Source organism: Paenibacillus sp. GD4, assembly GCF_030846225.1.
GTDB lineage: Bacteria > Bacillota > Bacilli > Paenibacillales > NBRC-103111 > Paenibacillus_G > Paenibacillus_G silviterrae.
Genome location: NZ_JAVCYK010000001.1, coordinates 1,916,741 through 1,942,625, shown reverse-complemented (window position 1 = coordinate 1,942,625; position 25,885 = coordinate 1,916,741). Strand labels below are relative to the sequence as shown.

Genomic DNA, 25,885 nt, shown 5'->3' with positions numbered 1-25,885 from the left:
GTTTGGTGATGATGGCGGAAGGGAACCACGCGTACCCATACCGAACACGACCGTTAAGCCTTCCAGCGTCGATGGTACTTGGACCGAAGGGTCCTGGGAGAGTAGAACGTCGCCAAGCGATTCCGCTTTTAGTGGATCATATAGCAATAAGGGCCCTTAGCTCAGCTGGTTAGAGCGCACCCCTGATAAGGGTGAGGTCGGTGGTTCGAGTCCACTAGGGCCCACCATATTAAGTTAATATTCTCTTGGGGCCATAGCTCAGCTGGGAGAGCGCCTGCCTTGCAAGCAGGAGGTCAGCGGTTCGATCCCGCTTGGCTCCACCATAACCTACCACTTGATACTTCGGTAGCAGCGTGGTAAGATGATTTTTCGCTTGTTCCTTGAAAACTGGATATCGAAACAAAGCAAAATGTCGAAACATCTATACGATGTGATGATTGAGCGCATGCGAGATCATCGATCTTTTAGCTGCTAGTGAGAATGTCTTGAGTTTGGAGTGACTTTGTGCGTAGCACAACGGAACGGAGAACCAAGATCATTCGAACGATTGGTTAAGCTAATAAGAGCACACGGAGGATGCCTAGGCACCAGGAGCCGAAGAAGGACGTGGCGAACGACGAAATGCCTCGGGGAGCCGTAAGCAGGCTTTGATCCGGGGATGTCCGAATGGGGGAACCCGCGTGAGGTAATACTCACGTACCACACAGTGAATACATAGCTGTGTAGGAGGCAGACGAGGGGAACTGAAACATCTAAGTACCCTCAGGAAAAGAAAACAAAAGTGATTCCGTCAGTAGCGGCGAGCGAAAGCGGAACAGCCCAAACCAAGGGGCTTGCCCCTTGGGGTTGTAGGACGTCAATGTGAGTGCAGGTTGGTAGGCGAACAGGTCTGGAAAGGCCGGCCAAAGTGGGTAACAGCCCCGTAACCGAAAGCAACCGAGACTCTAGACGGATCCTGAGTACGGCGGGACACGTGAAACCCCGTCGGAATCCGGCAGGACCATCTGCCAAGGCTAAATACTCCCTGGTGACCGATAGTGAAGCAGTACCGTGAGGGAAAGGTGAAAAGAACCGCGGGAGCGGAGTGAAAAAGAACCTGAAACCGTGTGCTTACAAGAAGTCAGAGCTCGTTAATGAGTGATGGCGTGCCTTTTGTAGAATGAACCGGCGAGTTACGTTTACGCGCAAGGTTAAGGTGAGAAGCCGGAGCCGCAGCGAAAGCGAGTCTGAATAGGGCGAATAAGTACGTAGACGTAGACCCGAAACCGTGTGATCTACCCCTGTCCAGGGTGAAGGTGCGGTAACACGCACTGGAGGCCCGAACCCACGAATGTTGAAAAATTCGGGGATGAGGTGGGGGTAGCGGAGAAATTCCAATCGAACTCGGAGATAGCTGGTTCTCCCCGAAATAGCTTTAGGGCTAGCCTCGGGTGATGAGTCGCGGAGGTAAAGCACTGATTGGGTGCGGGGCCCGCCAAGGGTTACCAAGTCCAGTCAAACTCTGAATGCCGCAGACTTTAACCCGGGAGTCAGACAGTGAGTGCTAAGATCCATTGTCAAGAGGGAAACAGCCCAGATCATCAGCTAAGGTCCCCAAGTGTGTGTTAAGTGGGAAAGGATGTGGAGTTGCAAAGACAACCAGGATGTTGGCTTAGAAGCAGCCACCATTGAAAGAGTGCGTAATAGCTCACTGGTCGAGTGACTCTGCGCCGAAAATGTAACGGGGCTAAACACACCACCGAAGCTATGAGTCCAAATTTTGGGCAGTAGGGGAGCGTTGTAACAGCAGTGAAGGTTGATCGTGAGGACAGCTGGAGCGGTTACAAGTGAGAATGCCGGTATGAGTAACGAAAAGACAAGTGAGAATCTTGTCCGCCGTAAGCCTAAGGGTTCCTGAGGAAGGTTCGTCCGCTCAGGGTAAGTCGGGACCTAAGGCGAGGCCGAAAGGCGTAGTCGAAGGACAACAGGTTGAAATTCCTGTACCACCGTGAACCGTTATGAGCGATGGGGTGACGCAGAAGGATAGTGACGCGGACTGATGGATGTCCGTCCAAGCAGCGAGGCTGGTTAGTAGGCAAATCCGCTAACCGAAAGGCTGGGCTGTGATGGGGAGCGAAATTACAGTAGCGAAGGTCATGAGTTCAAGCTGCCAAGAAAAGCCTCTAGCCAGGGAGAAGGTGCCCGTACCGCAAACCGACACAGGTAGGCGAGCAGAGCATGCTAAGGCGCTCGGAAGAACTCTCGTTAAGGAACTCGGCAAAATGACCCCGTAACTTCGGGAGAAGGGGTGCCTCGGTAGGGTGAATAGCCCGAGGGGGCCGCAGTGAAAAGGCCCAAGCGACTGTTTAGCAAAAACACAGGTCTGTGCGAAGCCGCAAGGCGAAGTATACGGGCTGACGCCTGCCCGGTGCTGGAAGGTTAAGGGGAGCGGTTAGGAGCAATCCGAAGCTGTGAACCGAAGCCCCAGTAAACGGCGGCCGTAACTATAACGGTCCTAAGGTAGCGAAATTCCTTGTCAGGTAAATTCTGACCCGCACGAATGGCGTAACGACTTGGGCGCTGTCTCGACGAGAGATCCGGTGAAATTTTAATACCTGTGAAGATGCAGGTTACCCGCGACAAGACGGAAAGACCCCATGGAGCTTTACTGCAGCTTGATATTGGACTTTGGTACGATCTGTACAGGATAGGTGGGAGCCTAGGAAGCCGGAGCGCCAGCTTCGGTGGAGGCGCCGTTGGGATACCACCCTGATCGTATCGGAGTTCTAACCTGGCACCATTAGCTGGTGTGGGGACAGTGTCAGGTAGGCAGTTTGACTGGGGCGGTCGCCTCCTAAAGAGTAACGGAGGCGCCCCAAGGTTCCCTCAGAATGGTTGGAAATCATTCGAAGAGTGCAAAGGCATAAGGGAGCTTGACTGCGAGACAAACAGGTCGAGCAGGGACGAAAGTCGGGCTTAGTGATCCGGTGGTACCGAATGGAAGGGCCATCGCTCAACGGATAAAAGCTACCCTGGGGATAACAGGCTTATCTCCCCCAAGAGTCCACATCGACGGGGAGGTTTGGCACCTCGATGTCGGCTCATCGCATCCTGGGGCTGAAGTAGGTCCCAAGGGTTGGGCTGTTCGCCCATTAAAGCGGTACGCGAGCTGGGTTCAGAACGTCGTGAGACAGTTCGGTCCCTATCTGTCGCGGGCGTAGGAAATTTGAGAGGAGCTGTCCTTAGTACGAGAGGACCGGGATGGACGTACCGCTGGTGTACCAGTTGTCTCGCCAGAGGCACGGCTGGATAGCCAAGTACGGAAGGGATAAGCGCTGAAAGCATCTAAGCGTGAAGCCCCCCTCAAGATGAGATTTCCCAGTATGTAAGACCCCTTGTAGACGACGAGGTAGATAGGTTCGGGGTGGAAGCGCGGCAACGTGTGGAGCTGACGAATACTAATCGGTCGAGGGCTTATCCTATAAAGCATATGACATTTGCTGAAGTTTCGAATCCAGTTTTCAAGGCGCAAGTCGCTTTGAACAACAACCTAGATGTTTCTTGGCAGAAGCATCACGTTTGGTGATGATGGCGGAAGGGAACCACGCGTACCCATACCGAACACGACCGTTAAGCCTTCCAGCGTCGATGGTACTTGGACCGAAGGGTCCTGGGAGAGTAGAACGTCGCCAAGCAAAGAGTCCTTTGGGACACCGGAGGACTCTTTATTATGCCTTACCCGAATGACTCCGGATGGAAGAATTCGGACTTGCAAAGAGAATGACAACATGATATATTATGACTCCGCCGCTTGAGAGAGCGCAGCGGAACGCAACAAACATCGTGGATCTGACCTCGCAGGAATACCTCTTGGATGGAAAAACAAAAAGTTGCAAAACATAATGAAATATGCTACATTCCTTAAGCAGTGAAATTGCCCTTTGAAAACTGAACAACGAGAGAGTGAAAATAAAACGAATCTTCGGATTCGTGCTAGCTTTGAACATGAGCAAGTCAAACTACTTTATTGGAGAGTTTGATCCTGGCTCAGGACGAACGCTGGCGGCGTGCCTAATACATGCAAGTCGAGCGAGGGTCTTCGGACCCTAGCGGCGGACGGGTGAGTAACACGTAGGCAACCTGCCTGTAAGACCGGGATAACTACCGGAAACGGTAGCTAAGACCGGATAGATGGCTTCTTCGCATGGAGGAGCTTGGAAACACGGCGCAAGCTGTGGCTTACAGATGGGCCTGCGGCGCATTAGCTAGTTGGTGAGGTAACGGCTCACCAAGGCGACGATGCGTAGCCGACCTGAGAGGGTGATCGGCCACACTGGGACTGAGACACGGCCCAGACTCCTACGGGAGGCAGCAGTAGGGAATCTTCCGCAATGGACGAAAGTCTGACGGAGCAACGCCGCGTGAGTGATGAAGGTTTTCGGATCGTAAAGCTCTGTTGCCAGGGAAGAACGTTCCGGGGAGTAACTGCCCTGGAAATGACGGTACCTGAGAAGAAAGCCCCGGCTAACTACGTGCCAGCAGCCGCGGTAATACGTAGGGGGCAAGCGTTGTCCGGAATTATTGGGCGTAAAGCGCGCGCAGGCGGTCTTTTAAGTTTGGTGTTTAAGCCCAGGGCTCAACCCTGGTTCGCACTGAAAACTGGGAGACTTGAGTGCAGGAGAGGAAAGTGGAATTCCACGTGTAGCGGTGAAATGCGTAGAGATGTGGAGGAACACCAGTGGCGAAGGCGACTTTCTGGACTGTAACTGACGCTGAGGCGCGAAAGCGTGGGGAGCAAACAGGATTAGATACCCTGGTAGTCCACGCCGTAAACGATGAGTGCTAGGTGTTAGGGGTTTCGATACCCTTGGTGCCGAAGTAAACACAGTAAGCACTCCGCCTGGGGAGTACGCTCGCAAGAGTGAAACTCAAAGGAATTGACGGGGACCCGCACAAGCAGTGGAGTATGTGGTTTAATTCGAAGCAACGCGAAGAACCTTACCAGGTCTTGACATCCCTCTGAATGTCCTAGAGATAGGGCAGGCCTTCGGGACAGAGGAGACAGGTGGTGCATGGTTGTCGTCAGCTCGTGTCGTGAGATGTTGGGTTAAGTCCCGCAACGAGCGCAACCCTTGATTTCAGTTGCCAGCATTAGGTTGGGCACTCTGAAGTGACTGCCGGTGACAAACCGGAGGAAGGTGGGGATGACGTCAAATCATCATGCCCCTTATGACCTGGGCTACACACGTACTACAATGGCCGGTACAACGGGCAGCGAAGGAGCGATCCGGAGCGAATCCTTAGAAGCCGGTCTCAGTTCGGATTGCAGGCTGCAACTCGCCTGCATGAAGTCGGAATTGCTAGTAATCGCGGATCAGCATGCCGCGGTGAATACGTTCCCGGGTCTTGTACACACCGCCCGTCACACCACGAGAGTTTACAACACCCGAAGTCGGTGGGGTAACCGCAAGGAGCCAGCCGCCGAAGGTGGGGTAGATGATTGGGGTGAAGTCGTAACAAGGTAGCCGTATCGGAAGGTGCGGCTGGATCACCTCCTTTCTATGGAGTCCATGATGGCTGTAGGCCATCGGACATAATAGCTGACAACTGACATCGTTCCACGATGTAACAGTTGCAGCGAACTCACTCTCCTCGTTGTTCAGTTTTGAAAGGTGCAATGCCTTTCAGAACTCTTGTTCCTTGAAAACTGGATATCGAAACAAAGCAAAATGTCGAAGATCATCCGATCTTAGAATAGCTACTAGCGAAATATGTTGTTTAAGAGTGACTTTGTGCGAAGCACAACGGAACGAAGAAATAGCATATGAAGCGATAGGTTAAGCTAATAAGAGCACACGGAGGATGCCTAGGCACCAGGAGCCGAAGAAGGACGTGGCGAACGACGAAATGCCTCGGGGAGCCGTAAGCAGGCTTTGATCCGGGGATGTCCGAATGGGGGAACCCGCGTGAGGTAATACTCACGTACCACACAGTGAATACATAGCTGTGTAGGAGGCAGACGAGGGGAACTGAAACATCTAAGTACCCTCAGGAAAAGAAAACAAAAGTGATTCCGTCAGTAGCGGCGAGCGAAAGCGGAACAGCCCAAACCAAGGGGCTTGCCCCTTGGGGTTGTAGGACGTCAATGTGAGTGCAGGTTGGTAGGCGAACAGGTCTGGAAAGGCCGGCCAAAGTGGGTAACAGCCCCGTAACCGAAAGCAACCGAGACTCTAGACGGATCCTGAGTACGGCGGGACACGTGAAACCCCGTCGGAATCCGGCAGGACCATCTGCCAAGGCTAAATACTCCCTGGTGACCGATAGTGAAGCAGTACCGTGAGGGAAAGGTGAAAAGAACCGCGGGAGCGGAGTGAAAAAGAACCTGAAACCGTGTGCTTACAAGAAGTCAGAGCTCGTTAATGAGTGATGGCGTGCCTTTTGTAGAATGAACCGGCGAGTTACGTTTACGCGCAAGGTTAAGGTGAGAAGCCGGAGCCGCAGCGAAAGCGAGTCTGAATAGGGCGAATAAGTACGTAGACGTAGACCCGAAACCGTGTGATCTACCCCTGTCCAGGGTGAAGGTGCGGTAACACGCACTGGAGGCCCGAACCCACGAATGTTGAAAAATTCGGGGATGAGGTGGGGGTAGCGGAGAAATTCCAATCGAACTCGGAGATAGCTGGTTCTCCCCGAAATAGCTTTAGGGCTAGCCTCGGGTGATGAGTCGCGGAGGTAAAGCACTGATTGGGTGCGGGGCCCGCCAAGGGTTACCAAGTCCAGTCAAACTCTGAATGCCGCAGACTTTAACCCGGGAGTCAGACAGTGAGTGCTAAGATCCATTGTCAAGAGGGAAACAGCCCAGATCATCAGCTAAGGTCCCCAAGTGTGTGTTAAGTGGGAAAGGATGTGGAGTTGCAAAGACAACCAGGATGTTGGCTTAGAAGCAGCCACCATTGAAAGAGTGCGTAATAGCTCACTGGTCGAGTGACTCTGCGCCGAAAATGTAACGGGGCTAAACACACCACCGAAGCTATGGGTCCAATGATGGGCAGTAGGGGAGCGTTGTAACAGCAGTGAAGGTTGATCGTGAGGACAGCTGGAGCGGTTACAAGTGAGAATGCCGGTATGAGTAACGAAAAGACAAGTGAGAATCTTGTCCGCCGTAAGCCTAAGGGTTCCTGAGGAAGGTTCGTCCGCTCAGGGTAAGTCGGGACCTAAGGCGAGGCCGAAAGGCGTAGTCGAAGGACAACAGGTTGAAATTCCTGTACCACCGTGAACCGTTATGAGCAATGGGGTGACGCAGAAGGATAGTGACGCGGACTGATGGATGTCCGTCCAAGCAGCGAGGCTGGTTAGTAGGCAAATCCGCTAACCGAAAGGCTGGGCTGTGATGGGGAGCGAAATTTTAGTAGCGAAGGTCATGAGTTCAAGCTGCCAAGAAAAGCCTCTAGCCAGGGAGAAGGTGCCCGTACCGCAAACCGACACAGGTAGGCGAGCAGAGCATGCTAAGGCGCTCGGAAGAACTCTCGTTAAGGAACTCGGCAAAATGACCCCGTAACTTCGGGAGAAGGGGTGCCTCGGTAGGGTGAATAGCCCGAGGGGGCCGCAGTGAAAAGGCCCAAGCGACTGTTTAGCAAAAACACAGGTCTGTGCGAAGCCGCAAGGCGAAGTATACGGGCTGACGCCTGCCCGGTGCTGGAAGGTTAAGGGGAGCGGTTAGGAGCAATCCGAAGCTGTGAACCGAAGCCCCAGTAAACGGCGGCCGTAACTATAACGGTCCTAAGGTAGCGAAATTCCTTGTCAGGTAAATTCTGACCCGCACGAATGGCGTAACGACTTGGGCGCTGTCTCGACGAGAGATCCGGTGAAATTTTAATACCTGTGAAGATGCAGGTTACCCGCGACAAGACGGAAAGACCCCATGGAGCTTTACTGCAGCTTGATATTGGACTTTGGTACGATCTGTACAGGATAGGTGGGAGCCTAGGAAGCCGGAGCGCCAGCTTCGGTGGAGGCGCCGTTGGGATACCACCCTGATCGTATCGGAGTTCTAACCTGGCACCATTAGCTGGTGTGGGGACAGTGTCAGGTAGGCAGTTTGACTGGGGCGGTCGCCTCCTAAAGAGTAACGGAGGCGCCCCAAGGTTCCCTCAGAATGGTTGGAAATCATTCGAAGAGTGCAAAGGCATAAGGGAGCTTGACTGCGAGACAAACAGGTCGAGCAGGGACGAAAGTCGGGCTTAGTGATCCGGTGGTACCGAATGGAAGGGCCATCGCTCAACGGATAAAAGCTACCCTGGGGATAACAGGCTTATCTCCCCCAAGAGTCCACATCGACGGGGAGGTTTGGCACCTCGATGTCGGCTCATCGCATCCTGGGGCTGAAGTAGGTCCCAAGGGTTGGGCTGTTCGCCCATTAAAGCGGTACGCGAGCTGGGTTCAGAACGTCGTGAGACAGTTCGGTCCCTATCTGTCGCGGGCGTAGGAAATTTGAGAGGAGCTGTCCTTAGTACGAGAGGACCGGGATGGACGTACCGCTGGTGTACCAGTTGTCTCGCCAGAGGCACGGCTGGATAGCCAAGTACGGAAGGGATAAGCGCTGAAAGCATCTAAGCGTGAAGCCCCCCTCAAGATGAGATTTCCCAGTATGTAAGACCCCTTGTAGACGACGAGGTAGATAGGTTCGGGGTGGAAGCGCGGCAACGTGTGGAGCTGACGAATACTAATCGGTCGAGGGCTTATCCTATAAAGCATATGACATTTGCTGAAGTTTCGAATCCAGTTTTCAAGGCGCAAGTCGCTTTGAAACGCTATTCCCTGATAGCTCAGTTGGTAGAGCACTCGACTGTTAATCGAGTTGTCACAGGTTCGAGTCCTGTTCGGGGAGCCACTTATAAGGCCCGTTGGTCAAGGGGTTAAGACACCTCCCTTTCACGGAGGTAACAGGGGTTCGAATCCCCTACGGGTCACCACTAATATGGAGGCTTAGCTCAGCTGGGAGAGCATCTGCCTTACAAGCAGAGGGTCGGCGGTTCGATCCCGTCAGCCTCCACCATATAAGATTCACACGACGCGGGGTGGAGCAGCCCGGTAGCTCGTCGGGCTCATAACCCGAAGGCCGCAGGTTCAAATCCTGCCCCCGCAACCAATTTTTATTGCGGAGCCGTGGTGTAGAGGCCTAACATGCCTGCCTGTCACGCAGGAGACCGCGGGTTCGAATCCCGTCGGCTCCGCCATATAACAACCTGTGAGGGATGAGAACCCTTGGGTTCGTCGGAGCATAAGCTTCGGTAGCTTCACATCACAGTCTCGGAGTGCAACGAAGAGTATCCCGTCGGCTCCGCCATTTTTTATTTTAACTAGGCTCGGTAGCTCAGTCGGTAGAGCAGAGGACTGAAAATCCTCGTGTCGGCGGTTCGATTCCGTCCCGAGCCACTTTTATGCCGCTGTAGCTCAATTGGTAGAGCAACTGACTTGTAATCAGTAGGTTGGGGGTTCAAGTCCTCTCGGCGGCACCATTGTAATACCACGGAGGCTTAGCGAAGTGGCCAAACGCAGCAGACTGTAAATCTGTTCTCCTTGAGTTCGGTGGTTCGAATCCATCAGCCTCCACCAGTCTGTAGGGGCATAGTTTAAAGGTAGAACAAAGGTCTCCAAAACCTTTGGTGTGGGTTCGATTCCTGCTGCCCCTGCCAGTACCTTTGATAACGTGGCGGTCGTGGCGAAGTGGCTAACGCACCGGATTGTGGCTCCGGCATTCGAGGGTTCAATTCCCTTCGATCGCCCTTTAATCAGTAATGGGGATTAGCCAAGCGGTAAGGCAACGGACTTTGACTCCGTCATGCCTAGGTTCGAATCCTAGATCCCCAGTGTATCTCATGAGTCATTAGCTCAGTCGGTAGAGCACCTGACTTTTAATCAGGGTGTCGTAGGTTCGAGTCCTACATGACTCACTTTTTATGCGGTTGTGGTGGAATGGCAGACACGCTATCTTGAGGGGGTAGTGGGCGTACGCTCGTGGAGGTTCGAGTCCTCTCAACCGCACCATCAACTCTATATGCAGTCGTGGCGGAATTGGCAGACGCGCTAGATTCAGGTTCTAGTGGTGTAACAGCCGTGGAGGTTCGAGTCCTCTCGACTGCATCCTTGCGGAAGTGGCTCAGTGGTAGAGCATCGCCTTGCCAAGGCGAGGGTCGCGGGTTCGAGTCCCGTCTTCCGCTCCATATATGTGCCCTTAGCTCAGCCGGATAGAGCGTTTGACTACGAATCAAAAGGTCGGGAGTTCGAATCTCTCAGGGCACGCCATTAAAGCTTCATCGAATTGCAAAGTGAACTGGAAACAGATTCAGACGAAGGAGTTCGTCGGAGCTGCGCTTCGGTAGGAATACTACGCAGTCGGCCAAAGGCCGTATCTCTCAGGGCACGCTATGAAAGCTTTATATTAGTAACGGGACGTAGCTCAGCTTGGTAGAGCACCTGGTTTGGGACCAGGGGGTCGCATGTTCGAATCGTGTCGTCCCGATTCTTTCAAACGCACAACCATCTCTTTTTCATAAAGAGGTGGTTTTTTTATTATTTATTTTTTCTAAAATGTGTAATTTACCACTGGAAAACTTAGGTAAGTACGATATAATGTGATACGATGTGTATCAGACGTATCGGAGGGTAAACCAGTGAAATCAGTTCGTTGGCAAAAACTTAGAAAAACCATGGCTTCTACCATGACTGCCTTGCTGTTAACTACATCGGTGCTGCCGTCGGCAGCAGATGCTACAAGCAGTGGGGGAAATGTTGCAGAACCATACGGCGCTCAGTCCGTATCTAGTGTAGCTGCTGCAACTTACCGTCTGGCTGCGCCGCTGTCATGGAATCTGTTAAGTAAGCTGAATAACGGATTTCTAAGTATGGTGTATGCGGCTTCGGATTCACCGTATACCAAGCTGAGCTCGGATGAGCGGTATTTCGCTTTTATGACGTATGCTATGGATGATGAGCAAGCTACAGGCAGAAAGGTTATCGAGGTAGAAGATCGGCAAACAGGGCAATACCGCAGGGTCAAAACTCCGGATCTGACGGGGACGGTGCTGCATTTTGACATGTCACCGAATGGGCGTTATTTTGCTTATACATATGCGGAGGATTTCATCAGCGGCAAGGTAAAGGTATACAAATACGATAGAGAAATGGACTATTTAGAGCTTGTGAACGGAACGACCTCTTCTACAGAGTTCAGGATGAATGATCGGGATTACGTCTCAATCAATGCGGACGGTCGGTATATTGCGTTCGATACGGAGGCCGACGGACTTGTGGCCGGAGACACGGATGGAAAAGCGGATGTATACCTGTACGACGCTTTAGCTGCAGGCTCGAAGCTGACTAGAGTCAGCGTACCGAAGGAACAGACATGGAACAGTGCCAGCTGGGCGCCTTCAATAAGTGCGGATGGCAGTAAGCTTGCGTTCGTATCCAATACGAAGCTGACAGAAGATACGGATTTTATCGGTACAGAGAGTCTGTACTTCTTCGACCGTAACGCCTCGGCAGGCAATGAGCTGAAGCGTATTACGCAAGGGGAGTCGCCATCGATCAGCGGGGACGGAAGATATATTGCTTTTGCCACCTCAAAAACGAACTTGGTGCCGGGTGATACGAACAATAGGGATGACATCTACGTTTATGACCATACGAATAATAGCTTCAACCGTGTCTCGCAAAACGAAGACGGCACACAGCTGTCGGGGGACAGTCAGTATCCATCCATCAGCCGGAACGGGGCCTATGTCGCTTATGAAGTAAAATCAGAAAGCGGCGCTTGGAATGACACCGAGATTTATGTTGCAGATGCGCAGGGATTGTCTTCGAGAAGGATTTCCGTTCCGGGTGCACCAATCCCTTTGCGTTCTCCGGGAAAACGTCCGATCTTGGGAGACACAGGGCAGACGGTTTCATTTTTCTCCAAGTATATGGAAAATATCAACGGCTTTGAGTTCGAGTTCTTCGATTATTTCATCGCAGCAAATGGAACGGCGCCAGCTTGGCCCGCAGGGAGTAACTTGACCGCTACAAACCTTGGTGAGGATCATATCACACTAACTTGGACGCCGGCAACAGACCCCGATGGGATTACGGGCTACGCGATTTATAAGAACGGGACCCCTATTGCTTACAAATCCGCTAATGAAGCAAGAACGTTGACACTGACCCATCAGGTGCGGGAAGAGGATACGGATTATCTTTTTCGAGTAGAGGCAATTGACAGTAAGTATCATCGCAGCATGAGCGGTCCTAGCTACAATTGGGAATCTCAAGGGGGAGGCAATCCGCCTCCGGGTGAAGAGGAAACCAGTATAACGTGGTTGGGTGAAAAGACGGATCACGGTCCGCTGAAAAAGGGCAGTAAAATCCGATTAATCGCTCAAGGCGCGACGAAGCGCGAAGCGATTGTCGAGTGGGCCTATAAAGAGTGGTCGGGAAGCGGTCAAGTGACGAAAACAGCCTCTGCCCCATTGAAGGAGAATGCCGCGGCCCCGGGCTTATACATGGGAGAACTGCAGCTGACACCGGAGACGACAGAGCTGACGAGCATGAAGCTCATGCTCAGCGGGGGAGGTCAGGTTGAAGTCAAGGAAGCGGAGGAGTTGCCTGCTCCGGTCGGCGGGGGGCTTCAGGTGGCTTTGAGTGGAGCGACTCCTGCCGAGTTACGGGGGACGCTGCTGAGCTTATACAGCCCGACAGCCGGAGATCAGCGCATGATGACGGTGCGTGAGAATGGTATTGAGGCGATTGACGGGCTGTGGCCGGGGGATGATTATGAGGTTACACTCTATGCGTCGGATGAACGGTATGAAATCGGTCGTTTAAATAATGTACGGATTGAGCCGGGCAGGACGAACGCCGTTACCGTACCTGTATCCGTACCGGCAAGATTTCAGGTGAAGGTACTGGATGCGACGGGTAAGCCGGTCTCTAACGTTCCTGTTACGTTGTGGGACGACCAGCAACAATCCATCGCATTCATGCATACCCAAGAGGATGGCACCACCTATTGGAGAGATGGTCTGCTGCGGGATCAGAACGTGACGGCTGAGCTGGATTTGCGTGATTTTTACTACGAGGTGGCTCCCGGCACCCCTTTGAGCTACAAGCTGAATGGCGGGGACAATGTGCTCACCGTCAATCTGATTGCGCCAGGCAAGGGAGTTCTTGAGGTGACGGTGAAGAGTCCGGAGAACAAGCCGGTTTTTAACGCATACGTCACGGCGACACAGAAGGTGAAGAGCAGCATGCCGCCGGTCGTTATTCAAGGGCATACGAGCTTGGACGGCAAGGTTCGCTTCGAGCTGTTTCAAGGAGAGGTTGAGCTGGAAGCGGCGGAGTATTCCTATGATTACAGCTCCGGCAAGGTAAGGGCGAGAGTGACGGACCAGACGACGACGTACCTGGACGTTCCCGTAAAGCAGCCGGATCAGGGTGTTGTCAATTTGAAGGTGTACAAAAAAGCGCTTGATACCGAGTGGCAGGGGCCGCTTGATATGCAAAATGAGAACTTTCTGTCCCATGTATCGACTCCGTTCGGCTGGGTAAGAACTTATTATTCCAACGCTGTGAGACTAGGCGGAAGTCCAGGGACGCCAGTACAGGTGTGCGTATCTGGTTCTATCCATGCTTATGTGAACTCATGTCAAACCGTGACTATGGATGAGAACTCCAATGCGACAGCCGAGGTAAGGCTTCAAGAAACAGGTGCGCGTGTGCAAGGCTCCGTAGGGTTAGGACGAAATATTTATTACTACGCTACGATCTATGAAATCAAACCGAGCGGCAGCAAGGAAAGAGTCGCGAATGTTTGGGACGAGAGCTTCCAAACGACGCCTTTTAACATTAATGTTCCGCGTGGCGGCACCTTCCGAATGGAGATCGGGAGAACGATCCGTGACACCGGGAGTAAGACGCGATATGAATATGCGCAAGTCGATTTCACCATTGACGAAGGGCAGATCAAGAGCTTAGGGACGATTTCTTTTAGTCCGACAAGTTATTTTACAAATCAATCGGGCAATCATTTCTCGGCTCTTCCTGCCAGAGCGATGGCCGGTAGTACGGTGACCTTGAGGGCTGCCTACCGTAATAATCAGGACCGGACCCTAACGAATGCCGCTTTGCTGTTGGAGATACCTCAGGGGATGTCACTCGTCTCGGATGCTAACGGCAATAAGGCGGTAAGCGGCGGCAAGGAACCGATTACCGTGGAAGGACGTCTGCTCACCGTACCGCTAGGCACCTTGGCCAAAAACGATAACGGGATCGTGACGTATAAGCTGCAGGTAGCTCATGATTATAACGAGGATACCGCCGCTGTGGGAGCCAGGATCAAGGGGCTGCTCGGGACGGATGCAGTGGAGGAAACGTTAGGCACGGTTCATCTGGATACGCCGCGGGTGACCTTGGATGCTCCGACCCGGATTTCCGACGAAGGGATGCGGACGGTGGTTAGCGGGTATGCGCCGGCGGGAAGCGAGATCAGCATTTACGATACGAATGTGAAAATCGGCGGTGCGATGGCGAATGCAGCCGGTATGTGGAAGACGGCCGTTACACTCGTGGATCTAGGCAATCCGAGCTTGCATGCGCTTTGGGCGAGCACGACAAAGGATAGCATTACCCTGCAATCCGATAAGGTCTATGTGCAATATGATAAGGATGGACCGCAGCTGCTGCGGATGGCGTTTGCCCAGCTGCCGGATAAGCGCTGGATGACGATTGAGCCTGGAAAGGATGCGCCGAATTTCGTTTACACAGTGTATCCTGGGAATCCGTTCCAGTTTGATTTTGAGTTCACGAGACCGGATAGGGTTGAGAACGTTCGGGTTTATATGGATGGGCAGGAAGGGGAGCCGATTCCGGCCGTTCGGGAAGGAGACCTGTTCAGGGCGATCGTGCCGACGACGAACGGCTCGCTTGGCGGAATTTACATTGATTATGATGTGATAAAGACGCCGCAAGCCTATGACGGACGTCTGCCGAGCATGGAGGAGGTTCGCGCAGCGTTCCCGCCGAAAATGCGTGATTTTACGATCGTATCGACGACGCCTTATGAGCTTAAGGATGGAAAATACTCCGGTTCAGCAACGCTTCAGTTCCCTCAGCTGAAGAACAAACGGATGACCATTACGATGACCGTCGACCCGGAATCGGCCTATAAGCCTTCACAGGAGGAAATCACTCTTGCGGAGCGGTCCGGTGTACCTGCGGTACAGAAGAGCTTTGAAGTGGTGGAGACGGACGTTTCCTTAGCGATAGCCATCAAGGGCTATATGTCAAGAGAGATGGTTGCTCAGCAAGGTGCCGCATCGTTCGCAGGCGCTAGGGCGAAGCTATCGGGTTCCGGCGATTGGGGGCATACGGCGGAATATTTTATGGAGATTAAGGCGGATGTGGATGAAGTAAACGACCAGATCTCCGAGATCAAGGATCAGTTCGACGGCTATAAGGAATACGCGGAGAAAATCAACAAGATCATGTATAACGTGGAAACGAGCGGCTTGGATTGTCTAGATGAAATGCCGACGACCGCGAAGCAGGCAGGAAAGGCGTTAGCGGCTGTCGTGCTTGGCGAGGTGGCGAAAACGGCTCTCGGTGCATGGACCGGGGCTATGGCGCTGACCGGACCTGCCGGGGTGGTTGCGGGTGTTGTAACGGGTGTGGTCGAGGATAAGATCGACAACTATGTGGATGCACAGATCGACTCCGTCGGCAGCGGATATAATCAGTGTAACGATCCGGAGAAGAAAAAGAAGAAGGGCCGGAAAATCGCCGATCCTAGGTGGATCTATGATCCGAGCGGTTATGTGTACGAGGCGGTAAAAAGCAACCGTCTGGAGGGCGTCGAAGCAAAGGTCATGTACCTGGATAACGGGGTATGGAGACCTTGGCTCGAAGCCGGGGAATACGGTCAAGTGAATCCTCAGCAAACGGATAAGGAAGGCAAATACGGCTGGGATGTCCCGCCCGGCAAATGGAAGGTCGAGTGGAGCAAGAACGGCTACCTACCTAAGAGCAGTGCAGAGCTTGATGTCCCACCGCCTCATACGGAAGTGAATGCAGGACTTGTTTCCCGCGAGGAGCCGAAGATAGCTACTGTCACAGGGGTTACCTACGATGGGGGCAGTTACGTGGATGTAACGTTCTCGAAGTACTTGAAGGTGACGAGGCTGCCGGAAGGTGCCATTGTTCTGGCGGGTGCAGGCGGGGGTTCCCTAGAGCTGAACCAGGCGGCGTTCATTCAGGAAGAGACGGGCGATAACAACGAGAAGCTGTCCCGGACGATTCGGCTGGTGCCGAAGACTCGATTGGTTACGGGCGGCGAGTATAACGTGACATTGGATAATAGGTACTTCCTTAGCTATGCGGGTGTTTCGATGCTGACGTCCAATAGCGGGCCGCATGGATTGATCGTGAAGGAGCTAGACACCGCCGGACCGATTGCGGTCAAGGCGATGGCTGAGAGCGGAGGTCGAGTCATTCGCCTTACGTTCAACGAGCCGATTCAGTACAGTGCGGATACAGCGAAGCTTCAGTTGAACGGCGTTGCGGGAACGATTAGTTCGGCCGTTGCCGCTACGAAGAAGGGCATTGCCGAGACACAAGAGCTGGTACTGACACTGAACGGACAGCAGATTACGGGAGCAGCCCAGTTAACGCTTCTCGATGGAGCGGTGAAGGATCTGGGCGGCAATGGGTCTGCGGCAGGGGTATTGTCGCTGACGCCGGACATGAATCCCGGATTAAGCGGGTTGTCGGTGAGCACGGGGCTCTTGTCGCCTGCGTTTGAACCCGGAACGTTAGCGTATACGCTTGTGCTTCCTGCAGGGACGAAGCAGCTTGCACTTACGGCAACCGCTGCTGATGCCGGAGCAAAGCTCACCATCGGCGGGGAGCTTGCTGTCAGCGGGGCAGCTAAGACGATAACCGTTCCGGCAGACGGGAATATCCGTGTCGAGGTGGAGCTTGGCGGTGGTGCCGCGGTACGTGAGTATGTATTGAAGGTTCGTTATGATGAAGAAGGAAATTCGTCTGGTGACGGGCCTGGGGGACTCGGTGGTCCTAGCGCTGGCGGTGGTTCACCACAGGATAAGGATCCGTTGAACCTCGGCGAAACGGCCACGAAAGAGCGCAAACCGGAATCTTCTGGTACAGGGAATGCTGTGATAGTGAATGTGCCTGTAGAAGCAGTAGTTAATGCGTTGAAGGATGGAATAAAGGGCAAAGAGCTGTATGTCGAGGTTACGGACACCGTTGAGGAAGTGGTTGTAGAGCTTCCTTTGGAAGCGGCGCGACAGCTGGGCAAAGCGGAGGGTACACTGCTGCTAAAATCAAAGCAGATGAATGTCCGTTTCAAGGCTGACGAGTTGAAATATGATGGTGTACCTGTCGGAGCGAAGGTACGTTTGGTTGTCAATCAGGCGGAGACTAAGCTGGTTGAATCGGCAGTCGCTTCAGCACGTAAACAAAGCGAAGGCTTACAGCTGGTGTCGGGCCTGCAGTTTGTTCGTGTGGAAGCTGTGGACGGAAATAAGGTAATTGGACTTTCAGGCAGCGACCAAAAGGGCATAACAGCACAGTTCAACGCAGCGAAGGGGAAGGTATCGGATGTATATCGTTACGATGCTGGAATAGGATTATGGAAGCATGTGCGGAGTAAAGACGGATTATGGTTCGAAGCGGACGCATCAGGTCCGTATGCGGCTATGAGCTTTAAGAACAGCTTTGCCGATACCGTAGGGCACTGGGCTTATCAGGATATCGATTGGATGGCGCGCCGCTTGCTTGTAAACGGTGTTTCGTCCGGCGAGTTCAAGCCGGAAGGCTCGGTGACCCGAGCGGAGTTTGCGGCCATCCTGGTACGGGCGTTGGGGCTTACCTCTAGCGGAAGTGTTGCCGGAGGTCAGCAGACCTTCACGGATGTGAGCGCGGACGCCTGGTACCACGATGTGGTGACAGCCGCGGCGGCATCGGGTCTCGTGAATGGAATGGACGGCGGTATGTTCCAGCCGAACGAGACGATTACCCGGGAGCAGATGGCGGTCATGATGAGCCGGGCGCTTGAATTGCTTCGTATAGGCGGGACCAGTAGTGCTGGTGCGTCTTTAGGAGCGTTCTCTGACAGCGGCAAGGTTCAAGACTGGGCGAAGGAAGGCGTGGAAAAGGTGCTGAAGGAAGGCCTCATGCAAGGCATGACGGACACGACCTTTGGACCGGAAGGCATTACGACCCGAGCTCAGGCTGCGATCGTTGTCGGCAGGATGCTGAAGAAACAGGAGTAGATGAGAGCACCCCTTCACTGTTCGCGGTGGAGGGGGTGGTTATGTTCTCCCGCTTTTAAGGACATACTACTCCTCGAATGTATTCTTACAGGAGGTGTCTCTCATGAGCAACGACGTACAAAACAACCAAGAGAATCCGGAACTGGCGGATCTAGGGACGCATATGGCGGGTGCGGTGAATTCGTATAAGACGCGCACCACGGATGAACCGGTGCAGATCAATCCGCCGGAAAATTTGAATCCAGGGCCTTATGACAACCGGGATCAGCGCTTCGATAATAAAGAAAACGGGAAGCCGATCTAACAAGGCTCCCTCAGCAAATGCATAAAACCCGAGCCTCCGACGGAGGACTCGGGTTTATTTTTTCGTTCTCGAAATCAGATCGGATACCGTGACAAACTCATAGCCCTGCTGTTTGAGCTCGGGGATAATCCGCTTCAACGCCTCCACGGTTTGGCTGCAATCCCCCTCAAGGTCGTGGAACAAAATAATATCGCCGTTATGCACATTGCCAAGCACTGTCTGTACAATCTTGTCCACACCCGGCTTGCGCCAATCCTGAGTATCCTGGTACCAGGACCACATGACTACCGTGAGCTTGTCCTCCTTCATCGAATGGAGCAGCGTATCGTTGTAGAAGCCTCCCGGCGGCCGGAAAACATGCGGCATTTGCTCAGTTATATCGAAGATAACCTCCTGCGTTTGCCGGATCTCATCGACGAGGCGTTCGGCAGGGTAGTTTTTGAGAAAATGATGGTCAAAGGTGTGATTCGCAATCTCATGCCCTTCGTTCACTTCACGGATGGCGATCTTCGGGTACATCTGTACTCTTTTGCCTAATACAAAGAAGGTTGCCTTCGCTTGATACTGGTTCAAAATATCGAGAATTTGCGGGGTATAGCGGGGGTTCGGCCCATCATCGAACGTAATGGCGATCAGCTTCTGATCGGTATCCACCTTCCACACGACCTCACTGTTCGGATTCGCGGAGGAGCTGCCCATGGTTAATAAAGCAGCAAGCATCAACATTGGTAAACGGCTGAGCTTCTTCATCTAACGTACACCTCCGGATATGAGATCTATTCATTAGAGTGGGGAACGGCCAACCGTTCTATGCAAGCAGCTCCTAAGGCAAAAAAAAGCAGCCTTCCACGAATGCAGAAGACTGCTTTTCTCTCCCTACTTCAGCACATAAATCTTAACCTGTTGAATGCCGAAATTGTAAGCCTTGCTTTTGCTGACAGGAACGAAGATATCGATCTTGTTGCCTTTCACCGCGCTGCCTACGTCGGTCGCCGTAGCAAACATCCCGTCCTGAGGCAGACCGTCGAACGAGTACCCTTCGATATACACCTTGGATCCAAGCGGAATAACCGAGGGATCAACGGCAATCGTGCCGAGCTGCAGAGGGTTGCCCATGTAGTCGCGGGCGCCCCAGCCATTCTCGGAAGGGGAAGCGGTATAGGCGGTTGCCTTCGCTTCGATGACCTTCTCATACTTGGGTGCATACCACGCAGGAGCGTAATATTTGCCGTCGGTGCCGTAAATGCCGATCCGGTTCGTACCATCCCACTGAGCTATCATGCCAAAGGCATCTGAGATCAATCGGAATGGAACATAAGCACGACCGTCAATAAGTGCCGTATTGTACGTTTGGGAGGAGGCTTGTCCGTTTATAGAAATGGTTGGATTGCCTAAGGTAAAAGAGACGGTCGTTTTCTCGTTGGATAAAGCGATCTGGATATCCGAGCCGTTCTGGGTCCAAGACGTCTTCAATCCAAGCTGATCGGCAATGATACGTGCCGGAACCTGAAGCTTGTGCTGCTCCGGGTCGATAAACGGCTGTGCGTCAGGGAACACCACCAGCTTGTCGTTCACCTGCACCTTTACATCATCGTTGGTGAGCGCCGGTGCGGCGTGAGCCGGTGTGCTTGCGAAAACAAGCGGCAGCGCCAAAGCGCATGCCAAAGCAAAGCCTTTGGTACGAGAAAAAAGTGACATTGAGTTCCTCCTATTTGCCTCCGAGGTTAGTTGTCGGGTTCGGGAAGAGGTATGCTCCCTAGCTGCGTTCCGTTACGGCTGCCAAGCCGCGCGGCGCAGCATTCACCCCATGGGTAATGCGTCCCCCGTACGTACATGAAAAACTGTATGATTCGGCATTTTTTAAATTTACCACAGGATAAATTCGAGCTCAACTCATAAATTCATCCAAATCCTCCCTCTATTTGGAAGAAGCTTTTCCATGAGCAGGGCGCCAGTGGTACAATAAGGTATATTCGGAAGATAAGCGCGTTTTCTGTCGGAAGAGGGGAAGATTATGTATCAACGGGATTATATATTGCGGCTCATCAAGCAGGCGGCCGAGGCGATCCACAAGGTGATGTTCCTGAGGAAAAACAGGCAGCTTGAGGAAGCGATGGCGCTTCTGAACCAGGCGATGAAGCAGCTTCTAGGCTTGAATTCAGACCTGGTCAGGGCGTTGTCGGTAAAGGATTTGCTTCTGCTGCTGTCCAAAACGGGTGAGGTGGATCTCGGGAAAACTCTGGCGCTCGGGGATATGCTGAAGGCGGAGGCTTTACTGCTCGACGATCTCGGAGAGGTTCAAGGGGCGCGGCAATGCAGGCTTAAGGCAGCCGAACTGCTGCTGACGGCAAGAATACCTGATGCATTGGAGGGAGAATGGCGGGACGCTTTTATCGTATTAATTGACGAGTTACTGATTCCGGTAGAGCGGTCGAGCAAGCCGGAGGGGTTATTGACTCTGCTATTCCCCTATTATAATGAAACCGGCCGATGGGCGAAGGCGGAGGATGCTTTGTTTCATTATATAGAAGCAATTTCAGGTGGCGGGAAGGAGGAGCAGCTGCTAGAGCTGTTATACCGCGGAGCGGAGATGGTGCAGCCATGGACAGGACTGTCGGAGCAAGAGCTGTCCGCAGGCGGCTTATCGTCGGAGGAAGTTGAGGAGCTGCTTAGGGAACTTCAGGAAATGAAACGGAAGGTTTCGGCACGTCTGGAAAATAAGCGTGAATGAACTGTGAAATGCGAACTATTTTTCTTGATAAAATATTGAATGTTCGGTTTTTAATGTTGACATGCGATGTGAATGGCGGTAAACTAAAAAGGCAAAATGCTCCACAATCAGTATGAATATCGTCGAATCATCTCGTATAATGTCGGGAATATGGCCCGATAAGTCTCTACCCGAAAACCTTAAATTTTTGGACTACGAGTAAGCGAAGAAATGGAAAGGTCGGCACGCGATGCACGGCCTTAGCTTGCGCTTAGGGGTACTTCTTGTCGTCCTGCCGGTAGATTGCATAGGCTGCAACTCTATCACCCAGGGCGTTTTTTGTTTTCATAATAGATGAAATTTTTAGATGGAGGTTCGTGATGTCTGTTCTTGTTGGTGTCATTATGGGAAGCCAGTCGGATTGGGAGACGATGAAGCACGCGTGTGACGTACTTGATGAGCTCGGCGTGCCTTACGAGAAAAAGGTCGTTTCCGCGCATCGCACGCCGGACCTGATGTTTCAGTATGCGGAATCCGCTATAGAGCGCGGTTTGAAGGTCATTATCGCGGGAGCGGGCGGCGCGGCGCATTTGCCGGGGATGGTTGCCTCGAAGACGATTTTGCCGGTCATCGGCGTTCCGGTGAAGACTTCGACGCTGAGCGGTGTGGATTCACTCTACTCGATCGTGCAGATGCCTGGCGGGATTCCCGTGGCCACGGTAGCCATCGGCCATGCCGGTGCGACCAATGCAGGCCTTCTGGCCGCACAGATTCTCGGCGCGTTCGATCCAGCGCTGCAGCAGAAGATTGCAGACCGTCGTGAGCGGATCGCTCAGAAGGTCATCGAAAGCAGTGAGCTGTTATGAGTTCCAAGGCTTATGACGCAAGCAAGGTGATAGCGCCGGGCGGAACGATCGGTGTGCTGGGCGGCGGACAGCTGGGGCGCATGCTGGCTCTGGCGGGCCGCGCGATGGGCTATCGATTCGTAACGCTGGACCCGACCCCCGATTCCCCGTGCGGACAAGTGGCGGATCGGCAGATTACGGCCGCCTATCACGATGTGGATGCAGCAAGACAGCTCGCGGACCTCGCGGACGTGATTACTTATGAATTCGAGAATGTGGATGCCGATGTAACGAAGCTGCTGATGAGCGAGTCTTACGTGCCGCAGGGCAGTCAGCTGCTCTACACGACACAGCACCGCTTGCGTGAGAAGCGGGCTATCGAAGCTGCGGGAGTGAAGGTAGCGCCTTACGCAGAGATCGGCAGCGCGGAGGAGCTTCGGGCAGCGGTAGAGCGGTTCGGAACGCCATGCGTGCTGAAGACGGCCACCGGCGGCTACGACGGCAAAGGGCAATGGGTGATCCGGTCGCTGGACGAGGTGCCGGAAGCGTATGAGACGCTGAGCCGCGCGAAAACGGAGCTGGTGCTGGAGCAGTTCATCCACTTCGACAAGGAAATTTCGGTGATCGCGGCGCGGAGCCCGCGCGGGGAAGTGAAGGCTTTTCCCGTGGCGGAGAACGTGCATGTGAACAATATTCTTCACCTGTCGATCGTGCCGGCAAGAGCAGCGGATGCGGTGCTGGCTGAGGCGGAGCGAATGGCTGTAAGAATTGCTGAGGAGCTGGATGTGATCGGCTTGATCGCCGTTGAGATGTTTCTGACGAAGGACGGAGAGCTTTACGTCAATGAGCTGGCGCCGCGTCCTCACAACTCAGGGCATTACACGATGGAGGCTTGCAAGACGTCGCAGTTCGAGCAGCATGTACGTGCGATCTGCAATCTGCCGCTCGGAGATCCGGCTTTGCTGACACCTGTAGTGATGGTGAACGTGCTAGGAGAGCATGTGGAGCCGCTGCTGGAGTGGATTGTAAAGACGGAGTCGGAGACAGCCGTCGAGGGAGTGACCGCAAAGGTGCACCTGTACGGGAAGGCGGAAGCGAAGACCGGCCGGAAGATGGGGCATGTGAACCTGCTTACCGGTTCGGCGGAGACGGCGATGCGTTGGATAACGGCTTCTAACATTTGGGAAACTAAAAATAGATAGTACACACACGGAGGAGTAAGAAACCATGATCGAACGGTATACAAGACCCGAGATGGGGCGCATTTGGACGGAGCAAAACAAGTTTGACGCCTATTTGGAAGTGGAGCTGCTGGCCTGCGAGGCTTGGTCGGAGCTGGGCGTGATCCCGAAGGAAGACGTAGTGGAGCTGCGCAAGAATGCAAGCTTCAACATCGACCGTATCTATGAGATTGAGCAGGAGACTCGCCACGATGTCATCGCGTTCACCCGTGCGGTATCCGAAACGTGCGGACCGGAGCGCAAATGGGTTCATTACGGCTTGACTTCCACAGACGTGGTTGATACGGCGCTGGGCTACCTGCTGCGTCAGGCGAACGAGATTCTTGAGAAGGACATTCAGAACTTCATTGAGATTCTGAAGGACAAAGCGATTCAATACAAGGACACGGCGATGATGGGCCGGACACATGGCGTACATGCCGAGCCGACTACTTTCGGTTTGAAAATGGCGCTCTGGTACGAGGAAATGAAGCGTAATCTGGAGCGATTCAAGTTTGCGGCGGACGGCGTGCAGTACGGAAAGATTAGCGGCGCCGTAGGTACTTACGCGAACATTGATCCTTTCGTTGAAGAGTATGTGACGAAGAAGCTGGGCACGAAGCCGGCTCCGATCTCGACCCAAACGCTGCAGCGTGACCGTCATGCGGAATATATGGCGACCTTGGCATTGGTGGCTACGTCGCTCGATAAGTTCGCTACGGAAATTCGCGCTCTGCAGAAAAGTGAGTTCCGAGAAGTCGAAGAGCCGTTCGCGAAAGGGCAAAAGGGCTCCTCGGCGATGCCGCACAAACGCAATCCGATCGGCTGTGAAAGCATCTCCGGTCTGGCGCGCGTCATCCGCGGACATATGATTTCCGCCTATGAGAACGTGCCATTGTGGCATGAGCGCGATATCTCGCACTCCTCGGTGGAGCGGATCATTTTGCCGGATGCGACGATTCTCCTGAACTACATGCTGAACCGTTTGGGCAACATCATCAAGAACCTGACGGTATTCCCGGAAAATATGAAGCGCAACATGCGTTCTACGTACGACGTTCCATTCTCCGGTCGCGTGATGACGAAGCTGATCGATAAGGGCTGGAGCCGTGAAAAAGCTTACGACACCGTGCAGCCGCGTGCGATGCAGGCGTGGGAGGAGCAGCGCTCGTTCCGCAAGATCGTGGAGGAGTCCGCTGATATCACGAGCGTGCTGAGTGCGGAAGAGATAGACGATGCGTTCAATCCGAGCTGGCATTTAAAGCATGTGGATACGATTTTCAAACGACTGGGCTTAAGCTAAGTCTTTAGGGCGGAGGAGAAACAAGTGAACGAGCAAACGACGGTAGCGATTTCGAGCGCTGAGCCTTATGTAAAGGCGCCGCTGCTCTACAAAGGCAAGGTTCGTGAGCTGTACGATTTGGGAGAGCATTACCTGATTGCGGTGACGGACCGGATCTCGGCATTCGACTGGGTGCTGAGCCCGGCCGTACCGGATAAGGGCAACGTCCTGAACAGCTTGAGCAAATTCTGGTTTGAGCAAACGGCCGGCATTCAAGAGAATCATGTAGTGCATGGCGATGTGGATCGTTTAGGTGATGTGATTGCGGATCGCGAGATCATGAAGGACCGCTTCATGGTAACGAAGAAAGCGCAGCGGATCGATATCGAATGCGTCGTTCGCGGCTACATTACCGGCGGCGGCTGGAGACAGTATCAGCAGAGCGGCGAGGTCAACGGGCACAAGCTGCCCGCGGGTATGCGCAAGAACGAGCGGTTCCCGGAGCCGATCTTCACGCCGGCGGCGAAGAACGATGTGGGCCATGACGAGGACATCTCGATCGCCCGCATGGAGGAGCTGGTTGGGGCCGAGCTGACACGCCAGCTGGAGGAGAAGAGCATCCGCTTGTACGAATTCGCCCGTGCGTATTGCGAGGAGCGCGGCATTATTTTGGCGGACACGAAGTTTGAGTTCGGACTGATTGACGGCGAGATCATCCTGATCGACGAGATCTTCACGCCGGATTCGTCGCGCTTTTGGGCGAAGGAGAATTACGCGCTGGACATCGAGATCGACTCGATGGACAAGGAGCCGGTTCGGACCTACCTGGCCGGCACGGACTGGGACAAGAACAGCGAGCCGGATCCCTTGCCGCAGCATGTGGTGGACGAAACGTCGCGGCGCTACCGAGACATTTATAACCGATTGGTTTCTAATAAATAAATTTTAGATCGAGCCAAGGAGGCTATTTTCCATGTTAAAAGCAACGGTTTACGTAACGATCAAGCAAAACGTATTGGACGTACAAGGTGCGGCGGTATCGGGCGCACTGCACTCCATGGGCTTCGATGAAGTAGGCAAGGTGCGCATCGGCAAATACTTGGAAGTAGAACTGAACACCACGGATCGTGCCGTTGCGGAAGAGCGCGTGAAGTCGATGTGCGAGAAGCTTCTGGCGAACACCGTTATTGAAGACTATAGATACGAACTAGCGTAAAAT

General features: G+C 53.4%; 10 protein-coding genes, 19 tRNA genes, 5 rRNA genes and 2 riboswitches. Of the genes, 32 read left to right on the top strand and 2 right to left on the bottom strand.

What is annotated here, in order from left to right; translation table 11 throughout:
* Nucleotide 1 precedes the first annotated feature (1 nt).
* From rrf (RAC89_RS09100) to RAC89_RS08975, 26 genes are all read left to right on the top strand, one after another.
* Nucleotides 2-118, top strand: a 5S ribosomal RNA gene (gene rrf, locus RAC89_RS09100).
* 32 nt (nt 119-150) lie between these two features.
* Nucleotides 151-227 (top strand) — tRNA-Ile (locus RAC89_RS09095).
* A 20-nt stretch (nt 228-247) separates the two neighbouring features.
* A tRNA-Ala gene (locus RAC89_RS09090) sits at nt 248-323 on the top strand.
* A gap of 226 nt (nt 324-549) precedes the next feature.
* Nucleotides 550-3,461, top strand: a 23S ribosomal RNA gene (locus RAC89_RS09085).
* Between the two features lie 96 nt (nt 3,462-3,557).
* Nucleotides 3,558-3,674: ribosomal RNA gene (gene rrf / locus RAC89_RS09080) — 5S ribosomal RNA — on the top strand.
* A 329-nt stretch (nt 3,675-4,003) separates the two neighbouring features.
* Nucleotides 4,004-5,538, top strand: a 16S ribosomal RNA gene (locus RAC89_RS09075).
* 276 nt (nt 5,539-5,814) lie between these two features.
* A 23S ribosomal RNA gene (locus RAC89_RS09070) occupies nt 5,815-8,725 on the top strand.
* The 16S, 23S and 5S rRNA genes sit together here with 19 tRNA genes alongside, the layout of an rRNA operon.
* Nucleotides 8,726-8,793: 68 nt before the next feature.
* Nucleotides 8,794-8,869, top strand: a tRNA-Asn gene (locus RAC89_RS09065).
* A gap of 7 nt (nt 8,870-8,876) precedes the next feature.
* Nucleotides 8,877-8,951: transfer RNA gene (locus RAC89_RS09060), tRNA-Glu, on the top strand.
* Between the two features lie 7 nt (nt 8,952-8,958).
* A tRNA-Val gene (locus tag RAC89_RS09055) sits at nt 8,959-9,034 on the top strand.
* A gap of 16 nt (nt 9,035-9,050) precedes the next feature.
* A tRNA-Met gene (locus tag RAC89_RS09050) sits at nt 9,051-9,127 on the top strand.
* Nucleotides 9,128-9,138: 11 nt separating this feature from the next.
* Nucleotides 9,139-9,215 (top strand) — tRNA-Asp (locus RAC89_RS09045).
* Nucleotides 9,216-9,341: 126 nt separating this feature from the next.
* A tRNA-Phe gene (locus tag RAC89_RS09040) sits at nt 9,342-9,414 on the top strand.
* A 7-nt stretch (nt 9,415-9,421) separates the two neighbouring features.
* Nucleotides 9,422-9,497, top strand: a tRNA-Thr gene (locus RAC89_RS09035).
* A gap of 12 nt (nt 9,498-9,509) precedes the next feature.
* Nucleotides 9,510-9,594: transfer RNA gene (locus tag RAC89_RS09030), tRNA-Tyr, on the top strand.
* Nucleotides 9,595-9,600: 6 nt separating this feature from the next.
* Nucleotides 9,601-9,674: transfer RNA gene (locus RAC89_RS09025), tRNA-Trp, on the top strand.
* Nucleotides 9,675-9,691: 17 nt separating this feature from the next.
* A tRNA-His gene (locus RAC89_RS09020) sits at nt 9,692-9,764 on the top strand.
* Between the two features lie 13 nt (nt 9,765-9,777).
* Nucleotides 9,778-9,849 (top strand) — tRNA-Gln (locus RAC89_RS09015).
* A gap of 10 nt (nt 9,850-9,859) precedes the next feature.
* A tRNA-Lys gene (locus tag RAC89_RS09010) sits at nt 9,860-9,932 on the top strand.
* Between the two features lie 8 nt (nt 9,933-9,940).
* Nucleotides 9,941-10,026 (top strand) — tRNA-Leu (locus RAC89_RS09005).
* Between the two features lie 12 nt (nt 10,027-10,038).
* Nucleotides 10,039-10,122, top strand: a tRNA-Leu gene (locus RAC89_RS09000).
* Nucleotides 10,123-10,127: 5 nt separating this feature from the next.
* A tRNA-Gly gene (locus RAC89_RS08995) sits at nt 10,128-10,202 on the top strand.
* A 5-nt stretch (nt 10,203-10,207) separates the two neighbouring features.
* A tRNA-Arg gene (locus RAC89_RS08990) sits at nt 10,208-10,284 on the top strand.
* 143 nt (nt 10,285-10,427) lie between these two features.
* A tRNA-Pro gene (locus tag RAC89_RS08985) sits at nt 10,428-10,501 on the top strand.
* 151 nt (nt 10,502-10,652) lie between these two features.
* A complete protein-coding gene (locus RAC89_RS08980; RefSeq protein ID WP_306613100.1) occupies nt 10,653-18,305 on the top strand; it encodes an S-layer homology domain-containing protein in 7,653 nt (2,550 codons plus the stop codon).
* Nucleotides 18,306-18,408: 103 nt separating this feature from the next.
* Nucleotides 18,409-18,609 carry a hypothetical protein gene (locus tag RAC89_RS08975; RefSeq protein WP_284642197.1) on the top strand — a complete coding sequence of 67 codons (201 nt, stop codon included), beginning with the start codon at nt 18,409-18,411 and terminating at the stop codon, nt 18,607-18,609.
* Nucleotides 18,610-18,663: 54 nt separating this feature from the next.
* On the opposite strand, the gene RAC89_RS08970 is transcribed toward RAC89_RS08975, so the two are convergent.
* Together RAC89_RS08970 and RAC89_RS08965 are read right to left on the bottom strand one after the other, a co-directional pair.
* Nucleotides 18,664-19,359 carry a polysaccharide deacetylase family protein gene (locus tag RAC89_RS08970; RefSeq protein WP_284642195.1) on the bottom strand — a complete coding sequence of 232 codons (696 nt, stop codon included), beginning with the start codon at nt 19,357-19,359 and terminating at the stop codon, nt 18,664-18,666.
* Between the two features lie 126 nt (nt 19,360-19,485).
* The gene (locus tag RAC89_RS08965) at nt 19,486-20,307 is read right to left on the bottom strand and encodes a stalk domain-containing protein (RefSeq protein ID WP_306613099.1); all 822 of its coding nucleotides are present in this window, start codon (nt 20,305-20,307) and stop codon (nt 19,486-19,488) included.
* Nucleotides 20,308-20,475, bottom strand: a riboswitch (cyclic di-AMP (ydaO/yuaA leader).
* Between the two features lie 148 nt (nt 20,476-20,623).
* Between RAC89_RS08965 and RAC89_RS08960 the strand changes: the two genes are divergently transcribed.
* The 6 genes from RAC89_RS08960 to purS all read left to right on the top strand — a co-directional run bounded on the left by RAC89_RS08960 (nt 20,624) and on the right by purS (nt 25,882).
* The gene (locus RAC89_RS08960; protein ID WP_306613098.1) at nt 20,624-21,340 is read left to right on the top strand and encodes a DUF6483 family protein; all 717 of its coding nucleotides are present in this window, start codon (nt 20,624-20,626) and stop codon (nt 21,338-21,340) included.
* A 112-nt stretch (nt 21,341-21,452) separates the two neighbouring features.
* Nucleotides 21,453-21,555: riboswitch (purine riboswitch) on the top strand.
* A 144-nt stretch (nt 21,556-21,699) separates the two neighbouring features.
* On the top strand, nt 21,700-22,185 hold the full coding sequence (gene purE, locus RAC89_RS08955; protein WP_284642190.1) for a 5-(carboxyamino)imidazole ribonucleotide mutase: 486 nt from the start codon (nt 21,700-21,702) through the stop codon (nt 22,183-22,185).
* Nucleotides 22,182-23,366 (top strand): 5-(carboxyamino)imidazole ribonucleotide synthase, encoded by a 1,185-nt coding sequence (gene purK / locus RAC89_RS08950; RefSeq protein WP_306613097.1) that lies wholly within the window; start codon nt 22,182-22,184, stop codon nt 23,364-23,366. The genes purE and purK overlap by 4 nt, the downstream gene beginning before the upstream one ends.
* A gap of 25 nt (nt 23,367-23,391) precedes the next feature.
* Nucleotides 23,392-24,687: an adenylosuccinate lyase gene (gene purB / locus RAC89_RS08945; protein ID WP_306613096.1), complete on the top strand. Its 1,296-nt coding sequence runs from the start codon at nt 23,392-23,394 to the stop codon at nt 24,685-24,687.
* Between the two features lie 24 nt (nt 24,688-24,711).
* Nucleotides 24,712-25,608 carry a phosphoribosylaminoimidazolesuccinocarboxamide synthase gene (locus RAC89_RS08940; RefSeq protein WP_306613095.1) on the top strand — a complete coding sequence of 299 codons (897 nt, stop codon included), beginning with the start codon at nt 24,712-24,714 and terminating at the stop codon, nt 25,606-25,608.
* A gap of 31 nt (nt 25,609-25,639) precedes the next feature.
* On the top strand, nt 25,640-25,882 hold the full coding sequence (purS, locus tag RAC89_RS08935; protein ID WP_284642182.1) for a phosphoribosylformylglycinamidine synthase subunit PurS: 243 nt from the start codon (nt 25,640-25,642) through the stop codon (nt 25,880-25,882).
* Nucleotides 25,883-25,885: the final 3 nt, after the last annotated feature.